At 35.5% G+C, this 12,688-nt stretch carries 16 protein-coding genes; 15 read left to right on the plus strand and 1 reads right to left on the minus strand.

Translation table 11 applies throughout. The features are described from left to right. Nucleotides 1–135 precede the first annotated feature (135 nt). The 15 genes from WH267_RS22980 to WH267_RS23045 all read left to right on the plus strand — a co-directional run bounded on the left by WH267_RS22980 (nucleotide 136) and on the right by WH267_RS23045 (nucleotide 11,889). Nucleotides 136–591 (plus strand): cupin domain-containing protein, encoded by a 456-nt coding sequence (locus WH267_RS22980; RefSeq protein WP_123319763.1) that lies wholly within the window; start codon nucleotides 136–138, stop codon nucleotides 589–591. Between the two features lie 250 nt (nucleotides 592–841). Beyond that, a complete protein-coding gene (locus WH267_RS22985) occupies nucleotides 842–1,486 on the plus strand; it encodes a hypothetical protein (RefSeq protein WP_340011240.1) in 645 nt (214 codons plus the stop codon). A 257-nt stretch (nucleotides 1,487–1,743) separates the two neighbouring features. Beyond that, nucleotides 1,744–3,171 carry an anthranilate synthase component I family protein gene (locus WH267_RS22990; protein ID WP_340011241.1) on the plus strand — a complete coding sequence of 476 codons (1,428 nt, stop codon included), beginning with the start codon at nucleotides 1,744–1,746 and terminating at the stop codon, nucleotides 3,169–3,171. A gap of 36 nt (nucleotides 3,172–3,207) precedes the next feature. Beyond that, nucleotides 3,208–3,810, plus strand: a complete 603-nt coding sequence (locus tag WH267_RS22995; RefSeq protein WP_340011243.1) for an anthranilate synthase component II — start codon at nucleotides 3,208–3,210, stop codon at nucleotides 3,808–3,810. 68 nt (nucleotides 3,811–3,878) lie between these two features. After that, entirely contained in the window at nucleotides 3,879–4,865 is a 987-nt protein-coding gene (trpD, locus tag WH267_RS23000; RefSeq protein ID WP_340011245.1) for an anthranilate phosphoribosyltransferase, read from the plus strand. A 60-nt stretch (nucleotides 4,866–4,925) separates the two neighbouring features. Continuing rightward, nucleotides 4,926–5,699 (plus strand): indole-3-glycerol phosphate synthase TrpC, encoded by a 774-nt coding sequence (gene trpC / locus WH267_RS23005; RefSeq protein WP_340011246.1) that lies wholly within the window; start codon nucleotides 4,926–4,928, stop codon nucleotides 5,697–5,699. Nucleotides 5,700–5,744: 45 nt separating this feature from the next. Next, nucleotides 5,745–6,455 carry a phosphoribosylanthranilate isomerase gene (locus tag WH267_RS23010; protein WP_340011247.1) on the plus strand — a complete coding sequence of 237 codons (711 nt, stop codon included), beginning with the start codon at nucleotides 5,745–5,747 and terminating at the stop codon, nucleotides 6,453–6,455. 69 nt (nucleotides 6,456–6,524) lie between these two features. Beyond that, the gene (locus tag WH267_RS25215; RefSeq protein ID WP_445223283.1) at nucleotides 6,525–6,683 is read left to right on the plus strand and encodes a transposase; all 159 of its coding nucleotides are present in this window, start codon (nucleotides 6,525–6,527) and stop codon (nucleotides 6,681–6,683) included. Then, on the plus strand, nucleotides 6,619–6,978 hold the full coding sequence (locus WH267_RS23015; protein ID WP_340011249.1) for a transposase: 360 nt from the start codon (nucleotides 6,619–6,621) through the stop codon (nucleotides 6,976–6,978). Before WH267_RS25215 ends, WH267_RS23015 begins: the two co-directional genes overlap by 65 nt. Nucleotides 6,979–7,071: 93 nt before the next feature. Then, on the plus strand, nucleotides 7,072–7,617 hold the full coding sequence (locus WH267_RS23020) for a GNAT family N-acetyltransferase (protein WP_340011251.1): 546 nt from the start codon (nucleotides 7,072–7,074) through the stop codon (nucleotides 7,615–7,617). Nucleotides 7,618–7,621: 4 nt separating this feature from the next. After that, a complete protein-coding gene (gene trpB / locus WH267_RS23025) occupies nucleotides 7,622–8,800 on the plus strand; it encodes a tryptophan synthase subunit beta (RefSeq protein ID WP_340011252.1) in 1,179 nt (392 codons plus the stop codon). Nucleotides 8,801–8,848: 48 nt separating this feature from the next. After that, a complete protein-coding gene (trpA, locus tag WH267_RS23030) occupies nucleotides 8,849–9,583 on the plus strand; it encodes a tryptophan synthase subunit alpha (protein WP_340011253.1) in 735 nt (244 codons plus the stop codon). A 31-nt stretch (nucleotides 9,584–9,614) separates the two neighbouring features. Continuing rightward, complete coding sequence (gene lipB, locus WH267_RS23035; RefSeq protein WP_115971036.1) at nucleotides 9,615–10,343, plus strand: lipoyl(octanoyl) transferase LipB; 729 nt, start codon at nucleotides 9,615–9,617, stop codon at nucleotides 10,341–10,343. A gap of 204 nt (nucleotides 10,344–10,547) precedes the next feature. After that, entirely contained in the window at nucleotides 10,548–11,507 is a 960-nt protein-coding gene (locus tag WH267_RS23040) for a protein-glutamine glutaminase (RefSeq protein ID WP_148060772.1), read from the plus strand. A gap of 70 nt (nucleotides 11,508–11,577) precedes the next feature. Then, nucleotides 11,578–11,889: a hypothetical protein gene (locus WH267_RS23045; protein WP_340011255.1), complete on the plus strand. Its 312-nt coding sequence runs from the start codon at nucleotides 11,578–11,580 to the stop codon at nucleotides 11,887–11,889. Between the two features lie 18 nt (nucleotides 11,890–11,907). On the opposite strand, the gene WH267_RS23050 is transcribed toward WH267_RS23045, so the two are convergent. After that, on the minus strand, nucleotides 11,908–12,663 hold the full coding sequence (locus WH267_RS23050) for an SDR family oxidoreductase (protein ID WP_340011258.1): 756 nt from the start codon (nucleotides 12,661–12,663) through the stop codon (nucleotides 11,908–11,910). Nucleotides 12,664–12,688: the final 25 nt, after the last annotated feature.

The following is a 12,688-nucleotide window of genomic DNA, read 5'->3' on the forward strand; positions in this document are numbered from 1 at the left end:
AATATTTTTAAGTGAGGGATGTTTTCATTCAGCCAATAAGAAATAATAATTCAAATACTAGGGAAATTTAAATATGCATATTATTTTTGTGTTGTTAATTATTTAAACCAAAAATAATCCTATTAATTTGAAATTATGACTAAAAAAAATTTATTGACCACAGCCCTGTTTGCTGCACTCGCTACCCTCCCTTTGTCTTGTGACAATTCTTCATCAGATGTTCAACCTTCAGAATATTCTGATAAAATAGAATCCGTAACCTTATTAAAAACAACAAAATCCTGGGAAGGGACAACATATCCCAGTTATCCTAGCGGACAACCTGAAATTTCTGTACTTAAAATTTCCGTTCCACCCCATAAGGCTTTAGACTGGCACAAACACCCGGTGATTAATGCTGCCTACATAGAAAAGGGTGAAATACAGATTGAAAAGAAAGAAGATGGTAAAACCAAATGGGTAAGACAAGGCGAAGTACTTCCGGAAATGGTTAACATAGCTCACAGAGGTAAAACCGGAGACAAAGGAGCGACTTTAATTGTCTTCTACAGCGGATCACCTGATTTACCAATTTCAGAGCCGGTACATTAAATTATCAAAATGCTAAGTTCGCACTGTTTTTTCTGGCCACAGAACTATTTCACTCAGTAAGATAACTCCCTTCTTGAGTAAAAAGTCGCTGTACCTCTTTTATTGCTGCTATATAAACGCACTGCGAACTTAGTATTACAAACTATTCAGTCATTATAAGCTGACATCCATTATCTTAACCGTAAATTGACACAGTCCTTTTAATTTTTTTTATAATTTTAAATAAATTTTAGATTAACAAGCAAGAGCGATGGTTTTAATTTCAAAAATACTGTTTTTCACCAGCCATCACGGCCTTTATACAGTGATCCTTCTTCTTCTGGTTTTTGGATTACTATCCTATCTTACTAAAAAAGCATGGTTTTTAATTTTTGTGCTTCCTCTCTCTATTTTAAATGGGTTTTGTGGACAATTTCTCAATGCCTGGTTTCTGAATCAATATGGTGTGAAAAGTACCGCCATCATTACCTCTGATGTGGAAACCAATTCTACCCTGAATGATATGTACATCCACGATTATGAAGCGGTTGTTAAAAAACAGGACGGAAAGTATATTTCAACTTTTTTCTCTACAACAAGCGCAACGATATATCCTATTGAAAATTCCATCAGAATCCCTCCCACAGAAATTGCCTTTCCAGTAAAATACATTCCGGGATATGAAAAAAACATAGTCATTCTTTATAATGAATCAGAGGAAGGAAAAGCAGTTCTTAAATACTCTAAACTGGCTCCGGTAAACTCTGCAAGGATCAAATATGAAGCAGACAGAACCAATAAAGAATTTATTGCAGAATATATTATAGCTTTAGAAGCTTATACTGCATCGTATGATGAGGAAAGTTATAAAGTAAAGCTTGAAGAACTTAAAGAAGAACTTAAACAACTGAAATAAAAAGATTTAAATCATATGTTTTTTATTTTTTTTGAATTTTTTGTTTTTTGTATTAAAAAAATTTCTACATTTGTCACATGTTTACAATGAGCAATAATAATTGGTGGTGGCTTTCAAACTCTTCGTCGGGTCTGAAGGTATTGTCATGTTGCTAAACAAACAGCAGATATAAGCAAAACAATATACAATATAAGGCTTTGACGGATTCCGTTAAAGCCTTTTTTTTATTCCTAAAATCTAAAAAAATAAAACAGCAGATGTTTACACAGAAAATCAAAATAAAAACCGTTTCGAAAAAAACTCTTGGAGATCTTCATACTCCAATGAATATTTATCTTAAGATCAGAGACAAGTTCAGAGACACTATCCTTCTGGAAAGCTCCGATTCGAAAAGCATTGATAATAATTTTTCATTTATTGCTATCAATGCTGTTGCAGGAATTGAAGTAAAAAACTTAAATGAATTTGAGATTAAATTTCCTGATTCCTCTCCAGTAAAGCAATTCATGATGGAACGTAATATCACCGAGATATTTGAAGATTTCCGCACTGTTTTTGACTGTGAAAAGACCAATGATCCTATTGAACAAACCGCACAGAGTCTTTTTGGGTATACAAGTTTTGAAGCGGTACAGTTCTTTGAAAATGTCAGTTTAAAAGCCCAAAGCCCGGAAGTAGAAATTCCGATCCTCAGATACAGATTATATCAATATGTGATTGCCATCAACCATTTTAATGATGAAATGCATATCATAGAAAACCAAATGGACGGTGTAAAATCTGAGCTACATTTACTGGAGAACCTCATTAAAAATCAAAACACTCCGGTTTATCCTTTTGAAAAAAACGGTTATGAAACTTCAAACATTACCGATGAAGATTATATTGAACTGGTAAAAACTGCCCAGAAACACTGCATGAGAGGTGATGTATTCCAATTGGTACTGAGCAGAAGGTTTGAGCAGAAATTCAAAGGTGATGAATTTAATGTATACCGTGCTTTAAGGAATATCAACCCTTCTCCTTACCTGTTTTATTTTGATTACGGAAACTATAAATTATTCGGATCAAGCCCTGAAAGCCAGTTAATCATTAAAGATAACAAAGCTATTATTCATCCAATTGCGGGAACTTCCAAAAGAACAGGAAATTTGGAGACGGACCTTCAGGCTATTGAAGTATTAAAGAATGATCCTAAAGAAAATGCTGAACATACAATGCTGGTAGACTTAGCCCGTAATGATCTTGGAAAACTGGGTAAAAACGTAACCGTTACCAAGCTTAAAGAAATTCAGCTTTTCTCTCACGTAATCCACATGGTAAGTGAAGTAACAGCAGACCTTCCTGAGCAAATCAATCCTCTTGATATGATCTCCGCCACTTTCCCTCAGGGAACCTTAAGCGGAGCCCCTAAACATAAAGCCCTTCAACTCATCAATCAATATGAAAAAGACTCCCGTGGGTATTACGGAGGTTGTATAGGAATTGTCGGTTTAAACGGAACCTGCAATCAAGCCATTATGATCAGAACCTTTTTAAGCAAAAACAATACACTTTATTATCAGGCAGGAGCCGGTCTCGTTGCTAAATCTGTCCCTGAAAATGAGCTGCAGGAAGTCAATAACAAATTAAATGCTCTGAAAAAAGCAGTAGAAAAGGCAGAAAAAATAGTTGTAGAAAGCTAAAAATCAAAAACAAAATTAACCTTCAACAAAAAAGAAATGAACAACAATATCAATACTCAACAATCACAGCTTAAGGTTCTCGTTTTTGATAACTACGACAGCTTTACCTATAACCTTGTCCAGATCATCGAAAGAATTCTAGATCAGAAAGTGGACGTAGTAAGAAACGATCAGATCACTCTGGAAGAAATCGGAAAATACGATAAGATCATCCTTTCTCCAGGTCCTGGGATTCCCGAAGAAGCTGGGATTTTATTGGATCTTATTAAAGAATATGCTTCTACTAAAAGTATTTTAGGGGTATGTTTAGGGCAGCAGGCCATTGCAGAAGCTTTTGGTGGAAACCTTATCAATCTGTCTGAAATTTTCCACGGAGTGGCTACCACTACTGAACTGGTAAAAGAAGACACCAAGCTTTTCAAAGATTTAGCATCAGGTCTCGAAGTGGGAAGATACCACAGCTGGGCTGTGAATCCTGACAATTTCCCTGATGAATTGGAAGTTACAGCAGTGGATAAAGATGGAATGATTATGGCCCTTCAGCATAAAACATATGATGTACATGGGGTACAGTTCCACCCTGAAAGTATTTTAACTCCTGATGGAGAAGTAATCATCCGAAACTTTTTAAATCAGTAAAAGTTTAATGTAGTAAACCAAGTATGAAAACAACAACACAAGATCCATCAACCCTAAAAACTCCTCAAATGAAAGAAATATTGCAATACCTGTTCAATCACAATACCTTGTCGAAGTCTGAGGCAAAGGCTATGATGATAGAAATTGCTCAGAATAAGTTCAATGCTGCAGAAGTAACTGCTTTCATCAGTGTTTTCCTGATGCGGAATATCACATTGAAAGAACTTGAAGGCTTTAGAGAAGCCTTGTTACAGATGGCAGTTCCTGTACAGATTGATGCAGCTGAGGCCATTGATCTCGTAGGAACAGGAGGTGACGGAAAAAACACAATCAATATATCAACATTGGCCAGCTTTGTGGTGGCCGGAGCCGGGCAGAAGGTAACAAAACATGGGAATTACGGCGCTTCAACCACTACAGGCTCATCCAATGTACTGGAAGAACTCGGGTATCAGTTCAAGAACAGTTCAGAACAGCTGAATGAAGATCTTGAAAGAGCAAATATCTGCTTTTTACATGCCCCTTACTTCCACCCTGCTCTTCAATCAGTTGGACTATTGAGAAAATCCTTAGGATTAAGAACTTTTTTTAATCTTCTCGGACCCTTGGTAAATCCTGCAAAACCTCAATATTCTATGATTGGAGTGTATAACCTGGAAATTGCAAGAATCTATCAATACCTTTTACAAAAAGAGGATCAGGAGTTTATTCTGGTTCATGGATTGGATGGTTATGATGAGATCAGCCTTACCCACGACAGTAAAATCATTACTAAGAAAGGAGAAGAAATCTATTCTGCAGAAGATTTAGGCTTCAGTCCTGTAACTTTAGAAGATATCAAAGCCGGAGACTCTATCAAGGAAACAGCAAAAATTTTCATGAATATTCTGGAAGGAAAAGGAACAGAACAGCAAAACTCAGTAGTTTTGGCCAATGCATCTGTAGCCCTTTATCATACTCACAAATTCGGTACGTATGATGACTGCCTACTGTTGGCTCAGGAAAGCTTAGAAAGTGGAAAAGCGTTGAAAACCTTTGACCTTTTAATTAATTAGGAACTTAAAATTACTTATTGATAACGAATAACATTCTCCCCTTAATCTCTCATTTCACCCATGACCATACTAGATAAAATTATTGAAAGAAAAAAAGAAGAAATCTCAGCTTCAAGGAGTCATATTTCCATCGATCAGTTGAAAAATTCAGAATTATTTGGAAGAAAGAGTACCTCATTAAAACAATCTATTAGAAATAAAAGCGGAATTATCGCCGAGTTTAAAAGACAATCTCCTTCCAAAGGAATCATCAATGATAAAGTTCAGCCTTTGGATGTTACTTCTGCTTATGAAAATTTTGGAGCAAGTGGAATTTCAATATTAACAGATAAAGATTTTTTTGGCGGAAGCTTTGATGATATTCTGAAGGTAAGGAATCATATCAACATTCCTATTTTGCGAAAAGATTTCATGGTTGATGAATACCAGTTTTATGAGGCTAAAAGCATGGGAGCAGATGTTATTCTACTGATCGCAGCCTGTCTTTCACCTAATCAGGTTAAGGAGTTTACAGAACTGGCTCATGAACTGGATCTGGAGGTGTTACTGGAAATCCATACTGAAGAAGAGCTGAAACATTTTAATGCTAATATTGATCTGGTTGGAATTAACAATAGAAACCTGAAAGATTTTAAAGTTGACTTACAACACTCTGTTCAGTTAAAAGATCAACTTCCAAAAGACACTTTATCTGTTGCAGAAAGCGGAATTTATAGTCTTGAAGATTTTAAATATTTAAAGGAAAAAGGATTTGACGGATTCCTGATGGGAGAATATTTTATGAGAAATGCAGATCCGGCAAAAGCTTTCGAAGAGTTTTCTTTATTAATTTGAAAATTTGAAAATAATTTTTCCCTTGACAACCAATAATTAACTCTCATGAACCAGCAACCATTAATTACACAATTCTCTCCTGCTCTCAAAGTCTGTGGTCTTACACAACCAGATCAGGTTCAGGAATTGATTACTATGAACATAGATTTTCTAGGCTTTATTTTCTATGAAAAATCACCACGATATGTTCTGAATCATTTGAGTCTTGAAGATATTGCACAGATGAATCATCAGGGAAAAGTTGGAGTTTTCGTCAATGAAAATATTGAAAAAATAATAGAAATCGCTAAGAAAGGAAAGCTTAACCTGATTCAGTTACATGGTGATGAAGATGCTCATTTGATTATTGAATTAAAAAAGCAGCTACCTCCTGATGTTAAAATAATCAAAGTAATAAGAATTGGAAATGATACAGTTGAAAACAAAAATAAAATAAATCAAACGTTCAGTAACAATATTGAAGAGCAGAACCAGCAGCCTATCACCTATTACCTGTTCGATACAGACAGTAAGGCATTTGGAGGAACAGGACAACAGTTTGACTGGAAGGTATTGAATGAATTTGAAATTCCATTACCCTATTTTTTAAGTGGTGGCATTTCAGAAGGGAACATCAAAAATATTGAATTATTGGATCAAAAACCTTTTGCCATAGATATCAATTCAAAATTTGAAATAGCACCAGGTGATAAAAATGTAGGTAAAATAAAAAAATTTAAAACGATTATTCAGGAGAGTCCCAACGGGACGATTTAGCCCAGAATTGGAAACATTCCAATTAATATATAACAACCACATTAATGATAACCACCAAAAAACACACAAATGCCACAATCATTGGTCAAAAATTACATTCACATTGTATTCAGCACCAAATACAGGAATGATTTTATCTATGAAAAAATAGAAAAAGAATTGTATGCCTACATCGCCACATTATGTAAAGATTTTGAAAGTTATGCATTACCAGATTGGAGGAACTGATAATCATATCCATATTCTTTGTAGATTGTCTAGGAAGATTGCCTTAATGAAATTGGTTCAGGAAGTAAAGGCACATTCATCAAAATGGATCAAAACGAAAGGTAAAAAATATGAGAATTTCTTTTGGCAGGATGGCTATGGTGCATTTTCGGTAGGTGAAAAAGATGTTTATGTTGTCACAAGCTATATTAAAAATCAACGCCAGTATCACCAAAAACAAAATTTCAAAAATGAATTTATTGAAATGCTGGAAAAACATAAAATGGAATATGATGAAAAATTTTTATGGGATTGATATATTTTAATAGCTAAAGGATTTTATCCTTTGCTAGGGCTAAAACGTCCCTTCGGGACTTATTATGAATCTTGATTATTATTTAATATAATTATGAAATATCAAATAAAACAAGCCAACGAATTAACAGACAAAGAAATTGAACATATTCTGCAGCTTTGGGACATTTCTGTATGGAACACAATGAAACCATCCTATTTCCGTACCTTTTTTAAAGATTCGGAGTTTCATTTACTGTTGGATTCGCATTCAGAGATTCTGGCTGTAATCCGTCTTAATTTTGATTTTATGCTGGAGATTTCAGGGCAACAATATGGTTTTGCAGAAGCTGTAGGATTAGTTTCGGGTCATAGAAAAAAAGGATATGGAGCTCTTTTGGTTCAATATTTTAAAGAAAATGTTACCCAAAGAAATATGGAAACGATTGGTTTCTGTCATGCAGACCTTCGTCCGTTTTATGAAAAATGCAATATTGAAATCCTTTATGATAAGGCAAAAGCCATTAAGGAAAATGAAGGTTCTGAATGGATCAATTCGGAAGATGATGATATTTTAATTTTTAATATCTCTCAAAAAGAAAAAGAACAGCTCAGTATATTGAGCACCCAAAACAACGCTTATTTAATTACTAAAGAATAAAGAAATGAATTATAAAAACCCTGATGAACATGGATATTATGGAGAATTTGGAGGAGCTTTTATCCCCGAAATGCTTTATCCGAATGTAGAAGAACTTCAAAAGAATTATCTTGAAATCATTGAGTCGGAGGACTTTCAGAATGAATATCAGGATCTTCTTAAAAATTATGTGGGCAGAGCAACCCCGTTGTACTTTGCTAAAAACTTAAGTAACAAATACAATACACAGATCTACTTAAAACGGGAAGATCTTAACCATACCGGAGCCCACAAAATCAATAATGCTTTAGGGCAGGTTCTCCTTGCAAAGCGTCTTGGAAAGACAAGAATTATTGCAGAAACCGGAGCCGGACAGCATGGAGTGGCCACTGCTACAGCCTGTGCTTTGCTTGGCCTTGAATGTATCGTGTACATGGGAGAAATCGATATCCAAAGACAAGCTCCCAATGTAGCCAGAATGAAAATGCTGGGTGCGGAAGTTATTCCAGCCACTTCAGGATCTAAAACACTGAAAGATGCCGTAAATGAAGCTTTAAGAGACTGGATCAACAATCCTGTTACGACCCATTATGTGATTGGAAGTGTGGTGGGACCTCATCCTTTCCCAGATCTTGTGGCAAGATTTCAGAGTATCATTTCAAAAGAAATTAAGGAACAGCTTAAAGAGAAAATCGGGAGAGAAAATCCTGATTATGTAATTGCCTGTGTAGGCGGTGGAAGCAATGCTGCCGGAACATTTTACCATTTTGTAGATGAAAAAGAGGTGAAAATTATCGCTGCTGAAGCTGGAGGTCATGGAGTTGACTCTGGAAAATCTGCTGCTACTACTTTCTTAGGAACGCTTGGTGTACTTCATGGAAGCAAAAGCCTTGTGATGCAGACTGCAGATGGGCAGGTTATTGAACCTCATTCCATCTCTGCGGGACTTGATTATCCGGGAATCGGGCCTTTTCATGCCAACTTATTTCAAGAAAAAAGAGCGGAGTTTTTCAGCATTAATGATGATGAAGCCTTAAAATGTGCTTTTGAACTGACTAAACTGGAAGGAATTATCCCTGCTCTGGAAAGTTCTCACGCTTTGGCGGTTTTAGACAAGAAAAAATTCAACGAAGAAGATATCGTTGTCATCTGCTTAAGTGGCCGTGGAGATAAAGATATGGAAACCTACCTTAGAAACTTATAAGTGTACAGTTCATTATTTAAAGTTCTCCCACATTAATATAATAAAGAAATGAAAAAACTAAATATATACTTCACAGCAGGAATTCCAGCATTGGAAGATACTGCAGACATTATAAAACTCATCCAGGACTCAGGAGCGGACATGATTGAGATTGGAATGCCATATTCTGATCCTGTAGCAGACGGACCTGTTATTCAAAAGGCTCATGAGCTTGCATTACAAAATGGAATGACTATTGGGAAACTTCTTTCTCAGTTAAAAACCATAAAAGATAACATAAAAGTTCCGGTAATCTTAATGGGTTATATCAATCCTGTATTGAGTTTTGGTTTTGAAAAATTTTGTAAGGAATGCTCAGAAAGTGGAGTTTCAGGACTTATCCTTCCTGACCTTCCTCCTATCGAATTTGAGAAAAACTATCAGCATATTCTGAAAAAATATAATCTGAATTTCACTTTTCTGGTAACACCGGAAACTTCAGATGAAAGAATACAGTATCTGGATTCTTTAAGTTCAGGATTCTTATATGCAGTAAGCTCATCTTCTACCACAGGAAATGAAAACACTGTTCTAAAGAATGAAAATTATCTGACCCGATTGGCTGATCTTCCTCTTAAAAATCCGGTGATGATTGGTTTCGGGATAAAATCAAAGGAAGATTTTGAAAATGTAACCGAAAAAGCTGACGGCGGAATTATCGGAACAGCCTTTGTAAATGTTTTGCTTCAGGATAAAGATTGGAAGAAAAGTGCTATAGATTTTATCCATTCCATAAAAGCTTAAAATTCACTAAATTTGTATATCAAAAATTGAAATGAATACAAATCAAAATAAAGCAGTAGAATTTGAAGATTTAGGTATTAAAGAATATCAGCCCGCTTGGGATTATCAGGAACAACTGATGAAGAGTATTATTGATACCAAAATAAAGAACCGCGACCTGCCTGAAGAACAGCATATTACCACCCCAAACCACCTTCTTTTTGTAGAGCACCCTCATGTGTATACCTTAGGGAAAAGCGGGCACGAAGAAAATATGCTGGCCGGAATTGATAAGCTGAAGGAAATAGAAGCTACCTATGTAAAAACCAATCGTGGCGGAGATATCACCTATCATGGCTATGGCCAGATTGTCGGCTACCCTGTTCTGGACCTTGAAAATTTCTTTACAGATATTCATTTATATATGAGAAATCTTGAAGAAGTAATCATCAGAACTATTGGTGAATACGGATTGAAAGGGGAACGTTCTCCCGGAGAAACCGGTGTATGGCTGGATGTGGGAAAACCTTATGCCAGAAAAATCTGTGCAATGGGAGTAAAAGCTTCCCGATGGGTAACTTTACATGGTTTTGCATTCAATGTAAATACAGATATGCGTTACTTTGAATACATTATTCCTTGTGGAATTAAAGATAAACAGGTTACTTCTTTAAAAAGAGAGCTTGAAAGAGAGCTCACTCCGGAAGAAATGGAAGATGTAAAAGCCAAAATCAGAAAACATTTTACAGATGTATTTCAGGCTGAATTGATCTACAAATAGTTTTAATATCCTACAATATATTATCCCTATGTAACCAATACATGGGGATTTTTTATGAATATCATTCATAAAAATAAAATACAAATCATTTTTTTTAAAAAAAACTTGCTCATATTTAAATTTTTCATAATTTTATTATCACTAAATAGTGAATAAACGAAATACTATTTAGTAAAAATCATTAACCACCAAAATATGAGAACTATGAAAAAATTTTTGCTATCCATGATGGTATTTGTATCAGTACTATCCATCAATTCCTGTTCGGATTCCAATGCGAATCAGGAAAACATGAATTCACAATCTAAGGAAGTCACCATGAAAGACTTCGGCAGAACTGTTCCGGTAGGAATTGACAAAGAAGATGGAAAATTTAAAGTTTCCTTTATTCTTTCTGCTCAGCCTTATGAAATTAAAGACACTAAGGAGAACGAAGCTTATGTTTCTATGATCACCCAGGCTGTAAAAAACGAATCTCCTGTTCACGTTTTTCTTAAAGCCAATTCTAATGAAATTGCAAAAGTAGAAAGCCCAACACAGGAAGACATCCGTTTCTTTAAATCTACTTTAACAAAAGAAGAAAAATCAGGTAATGAAGTATCCAGAAAATTAACCAGTGTCATCCCTAACCTGGCGACTCTCAACAGTCTCTTTACGCAGATCAAAAATCAGTCTTGTGGAACTTCTACGGCATCTTCTCCTTGTATCACGTTCAGATATCCTGTAGACGGATGCTATGCAAGAGCGCACAAAATGAGACAGATCTTAAACAATGCCGGATATGAATGTGAAAAACAATTTGTATATGGTAACCTAAGAGCTTCTACCGGGACTTGCTGTGTATCATGGGTATATCACGTTGCTATTCTGGTAAGCTTTAAAAACGCTTCCGGCGTGGTTGAAAAAAGAATTATTGATCCTTCTCTAAACTCAACGGGACCTATAACGGATGTTGCATGGAGAGCTGCCTGTACCAATTCAACCTGTGGTTCCACTTCTGTATCTTCTTTTGCTAATACAGCTGGAAACGTTTATTACAGAAGTCCGTCAGGATCTTTATTATATGATAACAATCTGGTAAATACCAATTGTACATTAACTGCTTTCTCAGCTCTTTCAGGCTGTTCAGCGCCAGTACCTAGTACAGCACATTGCGGATTCTAATTAACTTTATTATAGAGCTCCTGCATTAATTTATATATTGCAGGAGCTTTTTACCCAATCCTTTATTATTATGAAAACCTGGACTTATTTATTATTACTGTTTACCTTGATTACTTCCTGCTCCTCTAACTCAGAATCCCAGAAATTAACCTGGTATAATAATGCTACCATCAATAATATTCTTGAAGATCCGGACAAACCGGAAGAAGTTGTACGTGTAGCCATTGGAATAAGTGCTCAGGTTTTTTATATTTCAAAAAAGTCTTCTGACTATAAAACCTTGATGGAAAAGGCTAATCTAAGTTTTAAAAAAGGTAAAACCTACAATATAGGTATTGAAAATAAAACCAATATGGTCAAAGAAATCAATGAAGTGAAATAATCTTCTTCAAACTTTCATCTATGGTCTTATTACAGAAATTCCGGCATCTACCTTAATCTCTGTCCCATGAATATAGGAAGCTTCATATGAAGCAAGAAACAGAACTACATTGGCAATCTCCTCAGGATCGCCCTGTCTTTTAAAAGGTATTGTAGGAATAATATCCTGAACTGCAGCATCAATTTGCTCAGGAGCTAAGCCTGTATTGTTAAAAATATTAGTTTTGATATGACCCGGGCTTACTCCATTCACACGAATTCCACGTTCTGTAAGCTCTACAGCAAATGTTTTAATAAATGACTGCACCGCTGATTTTGCCGCAGAATACACTGAAAAGCTATTCATCGCAATCTCTGTAGCCACAGAAGTATTAAAAATGACCGAGCTTCCTGTTTTCATCAAAGGCAACAGCTGCTGAACAGTGAAAAAAGGCCCTTTTACCAATACATTAAAGAGTTCATCAAAAAGATATTCATCCACACTTTCAACTGGGGCAAATTTCCCATAGCCTGCATTAGCAAAAATAACATCAATCTGTTCAGTATACTTTCTTACTTCTTGCTGTAAATTCAGTAAGTCTTTCATATTTCCTGCGTTGGAAACAATACCAAAAGCATTCTCCCCTAATTTCTCCAAAGCATTGTTAACCGTTTCTTTACTTCGCCCGGTAATAATGGCACTTCCCCCCTCTTCTATGAATTTCTGAGCAGTAGCCAGACCCATTCCGTTCGTTCCGCCAGTAATAATTGCTGTTTTGTTTTTAAATCTCTGCATTGTTTTTAAGTTTAAAATTCTATAG

Origin of the sequence: Chryseobacterium sp. MYb328 (assembly GCF_037572595.1) — a bacterium.
Classification (GTDB): Bacteria; Bacteroidota; Bacteroidia; order Flavobacteriales; family Weeksellaceae; genus Chryseobacterium; species Chryseobacterium pennae.